Raw genomic sequence first — 16,813 nt, forward strand, 5'->3', positions numbered from 1 at the left:
ATTTTCACTACTTTTAAACGTTATTTTAAAATTTATAAAAATGGAAAAACTGAAAATATTCTTTGAAGACAGGGCATTTGGGGTTTGTTCCAAATTGGGAGAAAAGCTGAATTTTCCTATTGACAGCATCCGTTTGTTCTTCATCTATTCCTCTTTCATTACATTGGGATCACCTGTAATCTTGTATGTTACTATGGCCATGACAATGAAAATCAGAAAGTACTTCAGAAAGAGCAATAACCCTGTACTTTTCGATTAAACTTCTGAATAATATTTTTTCCTTTTTAAGTAATAAGAAAGCACTATAGAAAACACTTGCTTACTAGCTTTCTGGAAAGGCAATTTTGATGCCAAAGGAGCTTTCCTTTCCATCTTAGCGCTCATTTTAAAAAAGTCTCTATAAGCTTTAATCACCTGCTTGGCATGTTCTCCTTTTCCAAAAAGACCAAAATGAAGAATTGCGGCCAGATCAAAAAAAACTCTTAACATCATTACTTTAAAGAACCCCCAACTGTTCAAGTTCCTATAAAGCATCAACAAGTTGTTTCTAAAATTAAGGTAAGTTTTAAATGGGCTTGTCCGTGACAAGGTTCCTCCTCCAACATGCTTCACTTTTATCCCACCGGTATACCCCAACTTCCATCCATTTCTTGACAGTCTCCAGCACAAATCTATCTCTTCCATATGTGCAAAAAACGAAGATTCAAATCCTCCAACAGCATGAAACAATTCTGCTTTAATGGCAAAACAGGCACCTGAAACCCAATCCACTTGTACATCCCCGTCGAATTGACCTTTATCTTCTTCAATTGTTTCCAATATTCGCCCCCTACAAAATGGATAGCCCAGCTGGTCAATGTATCCACCTCCCGCACCAGCATAGTCAAACACTTTAGGGTTTTGCTGAGATAAAACTTTGGGTTGAACAGCCGCATACTCCCTATGCTTCTCCAACCATTTGATCAAAGCGCTATCCCAATAAGGAGTGACCTCCACATCGGAATTAAGGAGAATGTAGTAACTATATTGCCCTTGGATTCTTTTGAGCGCTTCATTGTAACCTTGACTGTACCCTAGGTTTTCATCCAGCTGAATTAGCTGAAGCGATTTAAAATGAGATGATAAAAATTCCTGAGAACCATCATTGCTACAATTGTCCGCAATGATGACCTCAAAATCACTGTTTTTCAAAACAATGGGAAGAAATTTTTCAAGCATATCCTTCCCATTGTAATTGAGTATGACGATGGCTGCGTCTTTCATTAAAACATATTTCCTAAGTCCATTCCGGGGATATTGGGCATCATCCCTTCAGTGGCCTGCTTCATTTCTTCTTTGATCTTGAAATCAATACTTTCAAATGCCTTATTGGTGGCTGCAACGATAAGGTCTTTAAGCATGTCTTTATCCTCTGGAGTAATTAGGCTATCATCAATAGCTATATCTACTATCTTTCTATGACCATTGACAACTACCTTGACCATTCCTGCTCCAGACTCTCCTTCTGCAGTCAAATGAACCAGCTCAGCCTGCTTCTCTTTGATCTTGGCCTGCGCTTCCTTCACCTTATTCATGATATTCATAAAATCAAACATATCTCTTCTAATTAATGGAACTTCAAATATAATTGATTTAGCATTACTGCATAGAAAACAAACACAGAATATTATAATTTATAAACAACAAAAAACAAAATATTAAATCAAACTTTATAACCAATCGAAATATTAATCCAATATTTCAAACTTTATACAACAATATTCGATTAAAGGAATATATACTCTAATAATCACATATCGCATCTACTATGAACGTGATAGAAAATATTGAAAAAGAAAATATTCCTAACCTCAAGTTTAACAGAAAAGAGGTTTTGGAACGACAAGAAGATATTGAAACGAGGATGAGCCACCTATATCGCGGATTGCTATTAGGGAACTTGTTACATGAAAAAGTAAAAATTATTTTCGAATCTGCAGATCAAAAGATTTACCAGGTAAACACAACTATTTGGTCAATAGCATCGGATTTCATTACCCTCAAGGGAAGCGTAGCCATTCCGGTGAATTCGATCTTAGAAGTTGATTAAGGTAATTTATCCCCGAAGATAAATTTGGTCAGTGCATAGCTCTCATTATCCTATAATGATGCTATGCACTTTTTATTACTTTCCAGTCGATAATCAACTGGCCTTAACAATACCAATTACTTCTTCTAAAGAATGCATCTCCTGCTCACCTGTCTTTAGGTTTTTCAAGGTCACCTTATTCTGGGCAATTTCTTCAGAACCTACCATTACCACAAATGGCACCTGCTTCTTATCAGCATAGTTAAACTGCTTTTTCACCTTGGCATAATCAGGATATATTTCAGCAGAAAGCCCAGCACTTCTCAATCCATTCAGAATTTTCAACCCATAATTTCTTCCTTCTTCATCAAAATACCCAATCATCACATTAGTGGATTGTGTTTGCTCCTCCGGAAATAAATTCAATTCCTCCAACACATCGTAAATCCTGTCTACACCAAAAGAAAAACCAACACCAGAAACACCTTCCAGACCAAAAACTCCGGTCAGGTTATCGTATCTGCCTCCTCCACTTACAGAACCAATCGACACATTATTTACCTTCACTTCAAATATTGCCCCAGTATAATAACTAAGGCCTCTGGCCAATACCACATCGAAATCCACATGCTCCTGGCCTTCACCAAACTCAGCCAGTAGCTTCAACACTTCTTCCAATTCCGCCACACCCTTCAAGCCTTCTTCACTTTCAGAAAGGAAGCCATTCAAAAAAGCTAACTTTTCATCATTACTTCCAGACAGGTCAATAATTGGTTCCAATTTTTTTACTGCATCTTCTGTAAAACCTCGCTGAGTCAACTCTTCTTGTACCTTTTCCCAGCCAATTTTATCCAGTTTATCTATCGCCACACACAATTCTCCCTCTTTACCAGGTTCGCCGATAACCTCCGAAATCCCGGTTAATATTTTACGGTTATTGATTTTAATATCATAGTCCTCCAGTTTCAATTCAGCAAAGACCCTTCTGATCATCAAAAGTATCTCTGCTTCACAGATCAGGCTATCCGTCCCTACCACATCCGCATCACATTGGTAAAACTCACGGTACCTTCCCCGCTGAGGTCTATCAGCCCGCCAAACGGGTTGGATCTGAAAACGCTTAAAAGGAAAGGTCAACTCATTCCTATTCATCACCACATATCTTGCAAAAGGAACTGTCAAGTCATAACGCAAGCCTTTTTCAGCTACTTTGGGAAGCACAGTGGCTGCTCCTTTTTCCAAATCCTCTCCATTAATCTTCTTGAGAAAATCCCCACTGTTCAACACCTTGAAAAGTAGTTGGTCTCCTTCATCCCCATATTTTCCGGTCAAAACAGAAAGGTTTTCCATAGAAGGAGTTTCCAATTGCTGATACCCAAAAAGCCTAAAGGTAGACTTAATGGTCTCTAAAATATAATTCCTCTTGGCCATCTGTATTGGGCCAAAGTCTCTGGTTCCTTTTGGTAAAGTCGGTTTTTGGATACTCATGAATGCTAAATTTTGCCCAAAGGTAAAAAATCTAAGTGATTATGAGAAAGTTTTAATCTTTCCCCTAAAACCAATCGATGTTTATAAAAGGTAACACGAGATATTAGCCCGAACAAGTAAGGGCTAAATCAGTCAAAACTTAAGGGAAACAAAAAAAGCCATGGACTAGCCATGGCTCTCAATCTCTGAGAATTCTTCTCTTATGTGTATATTTTTTTCAAATTAGATCAGTTTATAATCCCAACATCACAACAACAAAGCACTTCTGATCCCTTCAGCTAGCTTTCTTCCCAAAGAAGAATCCCTTACTTCCGCAGATTCTGTTTCGATTGACTTCAAAGAAGTTTTTCTTCTGATGATTTCCCATACATTATCTTTGGCCTCTCGCTCATTGCTTGCCTCTGTATGAATCTGAAACTCTACATCATTAATTTCAATTTTAATAAGATATTTCATAGCTACATGTGTTTTAAGCAGTACTTAAATAAAACAATATTATTTTCTTCATTACACTTTCGTGTCTCCCGCCGGAAACCCGGCCGCAATTTAAATAAAAATCTACAAAACATTTTTTTGTAACCTAATATTTGCATTTCGTAAATATACACAATTTACTTTACTTACAAATTATTTTTCACTTCAATACAGTTTTTTGTATCAGAACACTTACTTGTTATACGATATTTTTAAGATCGCGGATGCATCAACTTTTACAATGATTGTTCCAAAAATGATACCAAAAACTTAAGACATAATGAAATAAACATTAAAAACCTGTAAACAACAGCGTTAAAAAACCAGATAATCCGCTCTATTGAAACAATAACTCTTTACTAAAAATCAATGGCAATCTGCCGCATCAACACCTTAAAGCTGTGCTGCCTTTAAAAATATTCTTCGTTTTAAAGTAGCACATTTATACCATTGTACCAAGCTTTTTATAAAATTATGAACGATGCAAAAAGACCAACCTTTTACCCACAACAAAACAACCTCCATCTTTGAAAAACACCCAAATTTCAAAGACCTAGCTCCCTATCAACCCATAACAAACTACAAACCAACAAGTTGCAACTGAAGTTAAAAATAACTCATCCCTTGATTTTTAAGCGGTTAACTTTATAAACTTTATAAATGCTTAACAGGATTACCGAATTTTCTTCGTACTTTTGCAACTTAATTAATCCTTATCATGCAGAATATTCGTAACATCGCGATTATCGCACACGTTGACCACGGCAAAACAACACTCGTGGATAAAATCATTCACGCTTCAAAAATCTTCCGTGAAAACCAGCAGTTTGACGACTTAATCCTTGATAACAACGACTTGGAAAGAGAAAGAGGTATCACTATTCTTTCTAAGAACGTTTCCGTAAGATATAAAGACATCAAAATCAATATCATTGACACCCCAGGTCACGCCGACTTTGGTGGAGAAGTGGAAAGGGTATTGAAAATGGCTGATGGTGTAATCCTTTTGGTGGATGCATTTGAAGGCCCAATGCCACAAACCCGATTTGTATTGGGCAAAGCATTGGATTTAGGTCTTACCCCTATCGTAGTAGTTAACAAAGTGGACAAACCAAACTGTCGTCCAGACGAAGTTCATGAGGCTGTTTTTGACCTGATGTTTAACTTGGATGCGACAGAAGAGCAGTTGGACTTCGTGACCATGTACGGTTCTGCTAAGAACAACTGGATGGGCCCTGATTGGCAAAACCCAACTGATTCCATCTTGCCTCTTTTGGACACTATCATAGAGCACATTCCTGCTCCGATCATCGAAGAAGGCACCACACAAATGCAGATCACTTCTTTGGATTACTCTAACTTCGTGGGTAGAATTGCTATCGGCAGGTTGAAGAGAGGTACTTTGAAGGAAAATGCTCAGGTTTCCCTCTGCAAAGCAGATGGATCCATCAAAAAAGTAAGAATCAAAGAACTTCATGTATTTGAAGGCCTTGGAAAAAATAAAGTAGAGTCTGTTCATCCAGGTGATATCTGTGCCATTACTGGAATTGAGGATTTTGAAATTGGCGATACCATTGCTGATCTTGAAAATCCAGAACCACTTCCTAGGATCGCTATCGATGAGCCAACTATGAATATGCTCTTCACGATCAACAACTCCCCTTTCTTCGGTAAAGAAGGTAAATTTGTGACTTCCCGTCACTTGAGAGACCGTCTTTTTAAAGAAATGGAAAAGAACTTGGCCCTTAGGGTAGAGACTACTGACAATGAAGATAAATTCATCGTTTTCGGACGTGGTATTCTTCACTTGTCTGTATTGATCGAGACCATGAGAAGAGAAGGCTATGAACTTCAAGTAGGCCAGCCTCAGGTAATTTACAAAGAAATCGACGGTGTGAAACACGAGCCAATTGAATCATTGGTAGTAGATGTTCCTGAAACCACTTCCGGTAAGGTAATCGAATTGGCTACCCAGCGTAAAGGTGAACTTTTGGTAATGGAGCCAAAAGGTGACCTTCAGCACTTGGAATTCCAAATCCCTTCAAGAGGTTTGATTGGATTGAGAAACAATGTACTTACGGCTACTCAGGGTGAAGCCATTATGAACCACCGTTTCATCAAGTACGAACCTTTCAAAGGAAATATTCCTGGCAGAACCAATGGTTCCCTAATCTCTATGGAGTCTGGTCCTACCACAGCTTATGCTATTGATAAGTTGCAGGATAGAGGGGTATTCTTTGTGGATCCAGGAGAGGAAATCTATGGTGGCCAAGTGATCGGAGAACACTCCAGAGACAATGACATCGTGGTAAACGTACAAAAAGGTAAGAAATTGACCAATATGCGTGCTTCAGGTTCCGATGACAACTCTAAAATTGCTCCAGCTAAGAAATTCTCTTTGGAAGAATCTATGGAATATATCCAAAAGGATGAGTACCTAGAAATAACTCCTAAGAGCATGAGAATGAGAAAAATCTACTTGGACGAAGGAGAAAGAACCAGAATGGCGAAAAAAGACGCTTAATTTCTATTAAGGTTTTAAATATCAAAAAAGCTCCCCTAAAGAAATTCAGGGGAGCTTTTTTTGTTACTGCTTTTTATAATAATAAATACGCCCCTCAGTAGCTTCACATGAATTGACCAGTTCATCTTGGAAAGTCAACTGCAATTCCGTTTTGTTTTCACCACATACCCAACCTTGCTCTCCTCCCGATTGAAAAGTTAGCACTAAATACAACTTATTCATGCTAGAATTGATCAACTCTGCTTCTCTAAAGGAGTAAGTTCCTGATCCTTCCAAATCCTCATCATCTGCAACAAGCTTTCTCTCAAAAGTACCATCAACCCTAAAGGTATATTCATCACTTAGACCTAGACTTCCTTCCGAGATATGTCCATCCTCAGAATGATAAATCTCACTTAGTTGCCACACACCAATCAGGTCAGCTTCGGGTTTAATATCATCTTCCTTACAACTTGAAAGACATATAGATAAAATCAATATTGGAAAAATCAGCTTTCTCATTTTTGTGACAAATTTAAACCCATATGATTTGAATTCATTGTTTATCATAATACAACCAAGGACCGTCACATGGTGCCCAGTAAACATTGACCAGTTGCCCTTCTTTGGAAATTAACAAAGTCTCTATCTCCTCATTTCCTGAAGTACAGTTTCCAACAATTACATCCCCTTCCAAAAATGTTAAAGATATCATGCCCACATAACCTTCATTCATCTCTTCTGGCACGTTCTCCAAAACATAAGAGCCTGATCCAGATGCTTCATAATCATCATCTTTGGTATACTTTTCAAAAGTACCATCATCAGTAAAGGTGTAAATTTCCGTTCTTTTCAGATCCTCTCCTTCGATCGTTACATCTATCATCGAACCACGACTTTTCACCAACTTCCATTCCCCGGTCAGAAATGATTCTGTAGGATCAATTATTATTTCAGGTTCAGGATCTACCTCAGAACAAGCACTAAAGATCAACAAAAACAAAAAAGGAGTAAACAGCAGCTTTTTCATAATAATAATTTGATTTTAACCTCTATACGAAACCAACGCTTAAAATGTCTCACAAAAACTTATTTTTCATGAATTATAACCCCCATCCCCGAATTTGCTAGCAAATCTCTTGATAACACAGTCTCATTTGTCACTTCCATCTTATCGATGCTCACTTTATTGTCTAAAAGGTCTTGTTTGGTTTGATAGAATACTTCTGCTTCATATACATTGCCTTTTGAGAGAAATGAAAGTGGAATATTGACTTTCCTCTCTGTCCCTGCTGTCAAGGAACCTACATACCAGCTGTCTCCGTTTCTTCTAGCAATAGTAGCATATTCTCCTATTTCCCCTTCCAAAACTTTAGTATCATCCCAGACCGTTGGAATTTGGTCATAAAACCTCAATGCATCACTTCCCTCTATAAATGCATCGTTTTTGCCTGCCCCGCCAGTTTTATTTGGCGACCCCTCAGGACGGTCATACCAGTAGAGGAACTGCCATGGGCTGTACAAGAGAATTGTTTTTGCCATTTGCCCAGCTTTCCCTCCCATATCGTTGACTACTCTATCCGCGAAGAAACAGTTGGTGTAATCTCCTCCACCAGCAATCATCCTGGTAAAAAGCGTAATCAATGTTTGCTCTACTGAAGGACTTTCCTCATCACCCCGAATACCTTCTTGTGTCATCAGGTTGGGATAAGTGCGAGAATACCCTGTTGGTCTATACTCATCATGAATATCAACCATCATTTCATGATCAGCAGCCTTTCTCACAGCATTATGTAACCAGGAAGTCCATTCCTGAGTCCCCACATTTACAAATCCATATTTCAGTCCTTGGATTCCCCAGGATTTATAGAGAGGTAAGATATCATCAAGTTGTTTTTCAAGTGCCCTCCTGTTCACATACAGGATTACACCTACATTCTTACTTTTAGCATAGTCAATTACCTCTTGAAGATCCAATGGTCCTGGAGACCGATTTGGGTCTACTGTTATGGTGGAAGCATCAGATTCATCATGATATTCAGGCCCATACCAACCAGCATCAAACTCGATATATTGCATTTGATGTTCAGCGGCAAAATCCACACAAGCTTTCCCTCCTTGTGTGGTGAGGCTAACCTCTCGAATTACTTTCCCAGGCTTGATCCATGATACATCTTCCAACTGATTGGGGTTATTCAAGTTTTGTACAAAATAATTGTGCGCTAACAGCTCTCCTGGGCTTTGGCCCACCATCACAAAACGCCACGGGGTTTGGTAACTGGCTTTTTTCAAGGACACTTCACTTCCTAAATCAAGCCCGATTGAATAATCCTTATCGGAAGACTTGATAAACTTTGCCCGTGCAAAATCAACCAAGGCTGCTTCTCCCAAAGCCAAATAGGAATTTTCGTTTCTTTGAATCACCAAAGGTCTCTCACAGGCTTTATCTATCTCACTAATGGGTGATTTTCGATAAGCAGACTGGGCCTTTTCACTGACCCATGCTTCATAATCCGCATCAAAATCAAAGCGGGTCAATTCCCTTTTTAACCAGCTTTTATCAAAGAAAACACTATCAAAACTATACCTAAAAGCAAAACCCTCATCATATACCCGGCAGTGAAGCTCCATATTTTGGGCAGGATCTTTATCTTTCTCCAATTTTATAATGGCTTCGGTATACCTGTTTGGAATAAAATGCTTTTCACCGTAAACTGTCTCCCAATCTTCTGAAGCTGCTTTTTTACTTATTCCTACTATTTTAAACCCTTCACTCAAGGCTCCATCTGACAATTGAAATTTAGCTCCTTTCACTTGGAGTAATCTTTCGGACGAAGTAAACAGATCCATGGATATAGCTAAACTATCCTGATGAATCTGAAGTCTTAGGTTTTTGGAGGGACTTTCTAATTCAACTTCCCTGGGTTTACAGGAAATGAAGCAAAAAAAAAACTATAGTAAGCGAAAATAGAACGTTTTTCATTTTGGGTTGGGAATTGGTTTCAATAATCAAAAAAGCAATAAAAAAGGGGAAGCTGATCAGCTTCCCTTTTCAATATAACTAATATTCTAAACTTATTCTCCTTGTGCCAAAGAGAAACCTCTTTCACCGTCAAAAGTATAAAGGTTTTCTATTTTGATAAAATCAAAACCCAATGCCTCTACTTGCTTAAGTATTTCAAGAATCTGTCCATGGGAAATCACCGTTTGGTCAGCATTAAAGAACCTTACTCTCCAGTGATCTGAACAGAAAGTCTCCTTCATGCCATCAGGGTAAACCTTTACCCCTCTGTTGGTGATCAGCTGCATTTTCAAACCATCAGCATCTACAGCCCTTAGCTTGTCACCAATTACATTGGCATCTCTATCATTTTCTTTCCAATCAATGAAAACATCCAAACCGATCAGTTCCTTTTTACATGGCTTTCTTTCTGTCAATTTGATTGCTCCCATATTGTCATCAGCACCATCTCCTTTTTTGAACTCAGCAGGAGTCATGTTTTCAGGCTTTTGACCAAGGCGCTCAATCACTGCTTGCGCAAACTCTTGGGTACCTACCAACTTGGAAGAAACACCTTCTTGATAAATATCTCCTGTGTGGATTCCATCTTCTAAAGTTTTCATCCAAGCATTGGAGATTTTCTCCGCTACCTCAGGTTGGCCGATGTGCACCAACATCATGATGGCACCATTCAACAAACCAGATGGATTGGCAATGTCCTTACCCGCAATGTCAGGAGCAGAACCGTGGATTGCCTCGAACATGGCTACGTCTTCACCCACATTGGAAGAACCGCCCAATCCAACAGAACCAGTAATTTGAGCCGCCACGTCAGAGATAATATCTCCATATAGGTTCAAGGTAACAATCACATCAAACATTTCAGGTTTATCCGCGATCAAAGCCGTACCAATATCAATGATCTTGTGATCCGCTTCGATATCAGGGTACTCTTTGGCTACCTCATTGAATACTTTATGGAAAAGACCATCGGCCAACTTCATGATGTTGTCCTTGGTCATACAGGTCACCTTTTTACGGTTATACTTTTTAGCATATTCAAAAGCATAACGAATGATTTTCTCAGAACCTGGTCTGGAAATCAACTTCAAACATTGGTATACATCATCCGTCTGCCTGTGCTCAATTCCTGCATAAAGATCTTCCTCGTTTTCTCGAATGATCACCATGTCTGTCTCAGGGAAATGCGTATGGATGTAAGGAGAAAAAGCCTTGCAAGGCCTTACATTGGCATACAGTCCCAATGTCTTTCTGGTGGTCACATTCAAACTCTTGAACCCTCCTCCCTGCGGAGTAGTGATCGGAGATTTTAGAAACACCTTTGATTCCCTCAGTGAATCCCAAGCAGTAGGCTCGATACCTGAACTGATCCCCTTTAGATAGACTTGCTCGCCAATCTCAATCACATCAGTTTCTATGGCTGCCCCAGCTGCTTCCAAAATCCCCAGCGTGGCTTTCATGATTTCAGGTCCGATACCATCACCGTAAGCTACGGTTATTTTTCTTTTGGATGACATACTTATCTTATTATAGATTTGAAGTTTCAAAATGTGATACAAAAATATAAAATTTTGCCAGAGATGACCGATTATGAAATGACAAATTGGAGTAAATCCAAGAAACATTTCCAAATTTCAATTTGGTCACTATCAAGGACAATACTTTGCTACCATTGATTTTTGTATGGTTTGCTTTGTGATTGCTATACCACCTTGTATATTTGAATTTAAACATAGGTTTTAAAGCATGGCTGAATCTACCAACATTCTTTCTGAAAATAAAGATGGTATACTTTATCTCACCATCAACCGCGAATCCAAGCTCAACGCAATCAACTTTGATACCCTGGAAGAACTGAAGAACATCTTCAATGAAGTAAGTGACAACAAGTCGATCAGGGCAGTTATTTTGACGGGAGCAGGAGAAAAAGCTTTTGTTGCGGGTGCTGACATCAGCGAAATTGCAGAGCTGAACGAGCTAAACGCCCGTAAATTTTCAGAAAATGGCCAGGAAGTTTTCAGTTTGATCGAATCATGCCACAAACCAGTCATTGCCGTAATCAATGGCTTTGCCCTTGGTGGTGGCTGTGAATTGGCCATGGCCTGCCATATGAGAATTGCAACTGCCAATGCCAAGTTTGGACAGCCTGAAGTTAATCTCGGCATTATTCCAGGATATGGAGGAACACAGCGTTTGACTTTTTTGATCGGTAGAGGAAAAGCCAATGAACTACTGATGACCGGTGAAATGATAGGGGCTGAAGAAGGCAAATCACTGGGACTTGTCAACCATGTCACTGCCACGAAACAAGATGCCATCGAAAAAGCAGAGGAAATCCTCCAAAAGATCATGACCAAAGCACCACTAGCTCTTGGAATGATTGTAGATTGTGTCAATGCCGTCTATAGCAATGATGAAAACGGCTACCTCATTGAAGCCAACAGTTTCGCCCGATGCGTGAAATCAGAAGATTATTCAGAAGGAACAGCCGCTTTCCTCGAAAAAAGAAAGCCCAACTTCAAAGGCGAATAATCCCTGCTTCTGACACCTTATGAGTAAACTCAAAAAACTCGCCGGGCAGACCGCTGTTTACGGAATAAGCAGCATTCTGGGCAGAGTAATTAATTTCCTTCTTCTTCCATTATACATCACCTACCTTTCCAAGGAAGACTTAGGGTCATTTACCGCTATTTATGCCTTCATAGCCTTCTTTAACATCATATTTACCTATGGCATGGAAACCACTTTTTTCAGGTTTTCCACTGGTAAAGGAATAGACCCAAAAAAGGTTTATAACAATGTCCAATCGCTTATCCTCACTACTTCCCTTTCTTTAGGGGCTTTATTGTTTCTAAGTGCCGAGCAAATCAGTATTTGGATGGACTATGAAGGACAAGCCTACCTTTTCAAGTGGACTGCTATGATTTTGACCATTGATGCGGTATTGGCCATTCCATATGCCAAGCTCAGGGTTGAAAATAAATCCCTGCAATTTGCCCTGACTAAGCTCTTCAACATCCTATTGAATGTAGGCTTTAATATTTTCTTCATTGTCATTTGTCTTCATATTAGTGAGGGGCAATATTTAACAAGCTTACAGCCGCTCATCCAATCTTTTTATCACCCGGAATGGGGAGTTGACTATATTCTTTTGTCCAACCTTATTGCCAACGCACTGATTGTACCGATCCTCTTTTTTCTTTCTGGTAAATTCACCTGGACTTTGGAAAAAAGTATTCTTGGCCCTATGTGGCACTATGCCTTGCCTCTCTTGTTTATGGGATTGGCAGGTGTGACCAATGAAGTGTTTTCCCGGTTTTTATTTGAATATATCTTACCAGAAAACTTCTACCCTGGATTGACCTCTAGGGAAGCAGGAGGGATTTTTGGTGCCAACTTCAAATTGGCCATCTTTATGAACCTGATCATTCAGGCATTTAAGTACGCTGCTGAACCCTTTTTCTTTTCCCAAAGTGAAGACAAAAACAGTCCACAATTGTACGCTAGGGTAATGCACTGGTTCATCATCTTTTGCTGCGTTTTGATGATTGTCGTAGCAGTCAACCTCAATATTATTGGTGACCAGATATTAGGCAATAAAGGCTATCAAGAAGGTTTGTCTATCGTCCCTATGCTTCTGATGGGCTATTTGATGTTGGGAGTTTATTTCAACCTGAGCATCTGGTTTAAAATTACTGACAAAACAATTTATAGTTTCTATATCACCTTCACGGGGGCTTTGGTCACTATTCTTGTCATCGTTTTATTGGTTCCCAAATTAGGCTATACCGGAGCAGCACTGAGCACTTTGGCCACTTATGTCGTCATGTCCATCATGTGTTACCTATTTGGCCAAAAATATTATCCCATTCCCTATCAAACAGGCAAAGACATCTTCTACCTGCTAACCGCTTTTGTTGCTGCTTATGTTGGTTTTTATATTGAAGTGGAATCTGGAATTTTAACCTTCTTAATTCGAAACGCACTTCCACTTGCCTTTGTTCTCTTGGTCTTTCTTTTAGAAAAAGAAGAAATCAGCCAACTGAAAAAGAGAATTAGCAAGTAAATAATGTGAAATCACAGGCTATCAAACTGCATTTAGTTTGTTCTAAACAAAGTCACAAAATTTGTATTCCTATTTTTCATCTTATCCATTCCCCCAAAATAAAAATAACCCCCTATCTTTGACTTCAATTAAATATTAAAATTAAAACTTCATGAAGGTAAAAGTCATTAACCAATCAAAACATCCACTCCCTGAATATCAAACCATTCTTTCTGCAGGACTGGATTTGAGGGCCAACTTGGACCAAACAGTAACCTTAGGCCCCCTTGAACGCGTATTGATTGGAACAGGCTTGTACATGGAACTTCCAGCCGGGTTTGAAGCGCAAATTAGACCTCGAAGTGGTTTGGCCTACAAGCATGGCCTGACCGTCCTCAACTCTCCTGGAACCATCGATGCGGATTACAGGGGTGAAATCAAAGTACTATTGGTGAACCTATCCAAAGAAGCATTTGAGATCAAAGATGGGGAACGTATCGCTCAAATGGTTGTCGCCAAACATGAGCAGATCCAATGGGAAAATGCCTCTGACCTTACCGAAACTGAAAGAGGAGCGGGCGGCTATGGCAGTACCGGAAAATCCTGATTATGTTAAATTTAGTAAATGCACTTTTGGCTATTGAACCAAAAAGGCATTAAGTTTGTACGTCACATGGGATATGGAAAACCACCATATTCCTTTAGTACCTTCAGTCCAGAACTTAAGATGAGTTTAAAATCCATAAAGCAATATATCTTCCTAATTGGTATTACTTCTGCCTTTTTGTTTTCCTCCGGTAGTGATTTGTTTGCACAAAAGACAAGATCAAAGAAATCAAAAAAGGAACAAGAAAAAGAAGCTATGGCTGACCGTCTTTTTATTGAAGGCGAAAAGCACATGATACTGGAAGATTATGAAAAGGCTTATTTCTATTTTGACAAAGCACATGAATTGAATCCAGAAGCGGGTGCCATTAATTTCAAAATGGCAGAAATACTGGCCCGTGCCAATCAAAATGAAGAAGCATTGTCTTATGGCCAACAAGCCATCGAGTCCGATCCTGACAATAAATTCTATCATCTGCTGGTAGCAGAGGTTTACACCAAGCAAAATCAACCTGAAAAAGCAGCTGAAATTCTCCAAACACTGATTGAAAGCTCTGAAAGCAACAAGCAGTATATTCTTGAATTGGCCTCTTTGTACCTGACCACCCAACAGTTCGACAAAGCCCTCACGGCTTTGGATGAAGCTGAAGAATATTATGGAGTAGTAGAACAATTATCTGTTCAAAAGCAAAGGATTTACCTTCGCCAAAACAAACTCGATGAAGCTATTGAGGAAGGTGAAAAACTTATTGAATCCAACCCGGGAAACTCCAGGTATGTATTGGCATTGGTTGAGGTGTTGTTCAACAACAACCGAATTGATCAAGCCTTGACCACCGTTGAAAGCTCCCTAAAAGACTACCCAAACCAAGGTGATTTACACCTGGCCACTTACACCCTTTTAAAAGAAAAGGGAGAATTGGAGCAGGCGAGGAAGCACCTTTTCATCGCATTCAACAACCCTGACTTGGAAGGTCAGATTAAAGCCCAAACCTACTCCGATATCATCCAAAAAGACCTCAAAACTGAAGAAAGAGAGACTTTGCTGGATAGTTTGGGAAGCATTATGATGGAAAAGAATCCTAAAGACGCTATCGTGTACACCGTTTTGGGAGACCGCGCCTTATTCAGCCAAGAAAAAGAAAAGGCCATTGATTTCTATCAGCAATCCATTGCCCTAAAACCCAATGACCCCAAAGTGCTCCAAGGTACCGTTAGCTTGATGTTTGAATTGGGGAAAGACTTCAATGACATTGAAAAGTACACCATCATTGGTACAGACGAGTTCGAGGACAAACCTGAGTTCTGGTTTTTTGACGGCACCGCTAAACTGGCGCTAAAAAAATACACAGAAGCGGAAGTCTCGCTCAAAAAGAGTTTGGAGCTGAACAATGGCAAAAACAAACAGCTGGATCAAATGATTTTGGGGCAATTGGGAGACACACTTCATGCCTTGGACAAAGATGATGAGGCTTATGCCGCTTACGAAAAAGTCCTTGCGGAAACACCCAATGATGAACATATCCTAAATAACTATGCCTATTTTCTCAGCCTAGAAAAAAAGAACTTGGATAAGGCTCATAAAATGTCCGCTAAGCTTGTAAAGCAATTCCCTGATAACTCCACTTATTTGGACACCCATGCTTGGGTTTTGTTCCAAATGGAAAATTATCAGGAGGCCAAGCGATTTATGAAGCAGGCTTTGGACAATGAAACATCTCCTAGTGGCGTTATGCTGGAACATTATGGAGACATATTGTTCCATTTGGGAGAGAAGACTGAAGCCGTTAATTATTGGAAACAGGCCTTGAATGGGGAAGAAACTTCTGAAGTCCTCAACAAAAAAATAAAGGATAGAAAATATTATGAATAAAAACTTTTTACTGAGCTTATTGGCTGTTCTCCTGCTTTTGGCAGGTTGCGCCAAAAAGACCAACATCTATTCTTCAGACAATACCATGAGCGAGTTCTCGCCCTCCTATTTTGACTATAATTACCTTAGTGCTAAAGCTCGGATGGTCTTGGAGGAAGAAAATGGAAAAACAACCAGAGGAACCTTAAACCTAAGGGCAAAAAAAGACAGCATTATTTGGTTCAGTATCAGTCCTGGCTTGGGCATCGAAGCCGCGAGAGGGGTGATCACCAGGGATGAAATCAAAGTAAAAGACCGAATAAACGGGCAGGATATTGACTTAACCTTTGATCAATTCCAAAACACCTATGGGCTGAAACTCTCTCTTGACCTTTTCCAAAATGTGTTATTTGCCAACGTACCTAACCAAGTTACATATAGAGATAGGCTACTAAGGGTTGGGAAAACATTTGAGCTTACCCAAAGACGTGATGGAATTATTTACGAGTCTGTTATAGGAGCCCAACATGGAAAAGTGACAGAGCTGAAAACTTCTTCCAGGTACCATAAAGGAAAGTTGACAGCCAGTTATCCTGAATTTGAGGATCTGGAAGGTCAGCCTTATGCCTATAAAATCTTGATCAAGATGTTGATGGAACAGGAATCATCCAAGCTTCAATCTACCTTGGTAAGTCTTGAAGTCAATAAAGTAGAACTGACTGATGACTCTTTAACTTTTCCTTATAATTTCTAAT

General features: G+C 39.4%; 16 protein-coding genes. 8 read left to right on the forward strand and 8 right to left on the reverse strand.

What is annotated here, in order from left to right; translation table 11 throughout:
* The first annotated feature begins 40 nt into the window (after positions 1–40).
* Complete coding sequence (locus tag JL001_RS21240) at positions 41–259, forward strand: PspC family transcriptional regulator (protein ID WP_192010881.1); 219 nt, start codon at positions 41–43, stop codon at positions 257–259.
* On the opposite strand, the gene JL001_RS21245 is transcribed toward JL001_RS21240, so the two are convergent.
* Together JL001_RS21245 and JL001_RS21250 are read right to left on the reverse strand one after the other, a co-directional pair.
* Entirely contained in the window at positions 256–1,263 is a 1,008-nt protein-coding gene (locus JL001_RS21245; RefSeq protein WP_200979728.1) for a glycosyltransferase family 2 protein, read from the reverse strand. The two genes, JL001_RS21240 and JL001_RS21245, sit on opposite strands and share 4 nt — an antisense overlap.
* Positions 1,263–1,595 (reverse strand): YbaB/EbfC family nucleoid-associated protein, encoded by a 333-nt coding sequence (locus JL001_RS21250; RefSeq protein ID WP_200979730.1) that lies wholly within the window; start codon positions 1,593–1,595, stop codon positions 1,263–1,265. Before JL001_RS21250 ends, JL001_RS21245 begins: the two co-directional genes overlap by 1 nt.
* A 212-nt stretch (positions 1,596–1,807) precedes the next feature.
* Here JL001_RS21250 and JL001_RS21255 point away from each other — a divergent pair, with 212 nt between their 5' ends.
* On the forward strand, positions 1,808–2,089 hold the full coding sequence (locus JL001_RS21255; protein WP_200979732.1) for a hypothetical protein: 282 nt from the start codon (positions 1,808–1,810) through the stop codon (positions 2,087–2,089).
* A gap of 93 nt (positions 2,090–2,182) precedes the next feature.
* Here JL001_RS21255 and hisS read toward each other — a convergent pair whose 3' ends face one another.
* Entirely contained in the window at positions 2,183–3,556 is a 1,374-nt protein-coding gene (gene hisS / locus JL001_RS21260) for a histidine--tRNA ligase (protein WP_200979736.1), read from the reverse strand.
* A gap of 246 nt (positions 3,557–3,802) precedes the next feature.
* On the reverse strand, positions 3,803–4,012 hold the full coding sequence (locus JL001_RS21265) for a hypothetical protein (RefSeq protein WP_192010886.1): 210 nt from the start codon (positions 4,010–4,012) through the stop codon (positions 3,803–3,805).
* 736 nt (positions 4,013–4,748) lie between these two features.
* Between JL001_RS21265 and typA the strand changes: the two genes are divergently transcribed.
* A complete protein-coding gene (gene typA / locus JL001_RS21270) occupies positions 4,749–6,554 on the forward strand; it encodes a translational GTPase TypA (RefSeq protein ID WP_200979738.1) in 1,806 nt (601 codons plus the stop codon).
* 63 nt (positions 6,555–6,617) lie between these two features.
* On the opposite strand, the gene JL001_RS21275 is transcribed toward typA, so the two are convergent.
* The 4 genes from JL001_RS21275 to JL001_RS21290 form a co-directional block, all read right to left on the reverse strand.
* On the reverse strand, positions 6,618–7,055 hold the full coding sequence (locus tag JL001_RS21275) for a hypothetical protein (protein WP_200979740.1): 438 nt from the start codon (positions 7,053–7,055) through the stop codon (positions 6,618–6,620).
* Positions 7,056–7,089: 34 nt separating this feature from the next.
* A complete protein-coding gene (locus tag JL001_RS21280) occupies positions 7,090–7,563 on the reverse strand; it encodes a hypothetical protein (RefSeq protein WP_200979742.1) in 474 nt (157 codons plus the stop codon).
* 59 nt (positions 7,564–7,622) lie between these two features.
* A complete protein-coding gene (locus JL001_RS21285) occupies positions 7,623–9,383 on the reverse strand; it encodes a glycoside hydrolase family 97 protein (RefSeq protein ID WP_200979750.1) in 1,761 nt (586 codons plus the stop codon).
* Positions 9,384–9,608: 225 nt separating this feature from the next.
* Complete coding sequence (locus JL001_RS21290) at positions 9,609–11,072, reverse strand: NADP-dependent isocitrate dehydrogenase (RefSeq protein WP_192010891.1); 1,464 nt, start codon at positions 11,070–11,072, stop codon at positions 9,609–9,611.
* 229 nt (positions 11,073–11,301) lie between these two features.
* Between JL001_RS21290 and JL001_RS21295 the strand changes: the two genes are divergently transcribed.
* The 5 genes from JL001_RS21295 to JL001_RS21315 all read left to right on the forward strand — a co-directional run bounded on the left by JL001_RS21295 (position 11,302) and on the right by JL001_RS21315 (position 16,812).
* Positions 11,302–12,087 (forward strand): enoyl-CoA hydratase/isomerase family protein, encoded by a 786-nt coding sequence (locus tag JL001_RS21295; protein WP_200979752.1) that lies wholly within the window; start codon positions 11,302–11,304, stop codon positions 12,085–12,087.
* A gap of 19 nt (positions 12,088–12,106) precedes the next feature.
* Positions 12,107–13,621, forward strand: a complete 1,515-nt coding sequence (locus JL001_RS21300) for a lipopolysaccharide biosynthesis protein (protein WP_200979754.1) — start codon at positions 12,107–12,109, stop codon at positions 13,619–13,621.
* Between the two features lie 151 nt (positions 13,622–13,772).
* Positions 13,773–14,207, forward strand: coding sequence for a dUTP diphosphatase (gene dut, locus JL001_RS21305; RefSeq protein WP_200979756.1), 435 nt, complete (start codon positions 13,773–13,775; stop codon positions 14,205–14,207).
* Between the two features lie 18 nt (positions 14,208–14,225).
* Entirely contained in the window at positions 14,226–16,079 is a 1,854-nt protein-coding gene (locus JL001_RS21310; RefSeq protein ID WP_236252932.1) for a tetratricopeptide repeat protein, read from the forward strand.
* Positions 16,072–16,812, forward strand: a complete 741-nt coding sequence (locus tag JL001_RS21315) for a DUF4292 domain-containing protein (RefSeq protein ID WP_200979757.1) — start codon at positions 16,072–16,074, stop codon at positions 16,810–16,812. Before JL001_RS21310 ends, JL001_RS21315 begins: the two co-directional genes overlap by 8 nt.
* Position 16,813: the final 1 nt, after the last annotated feature.

This window comes from Echinicola sp. 20G, from assembly GCF_015533855.1.
In the GTDB taxonomy this organism is placed as follows: domain Bacteria; phylum Bacteroidota; class Bacteroidia; order Cytophagales; family Cyclobacteriaceae; genus Echinicola.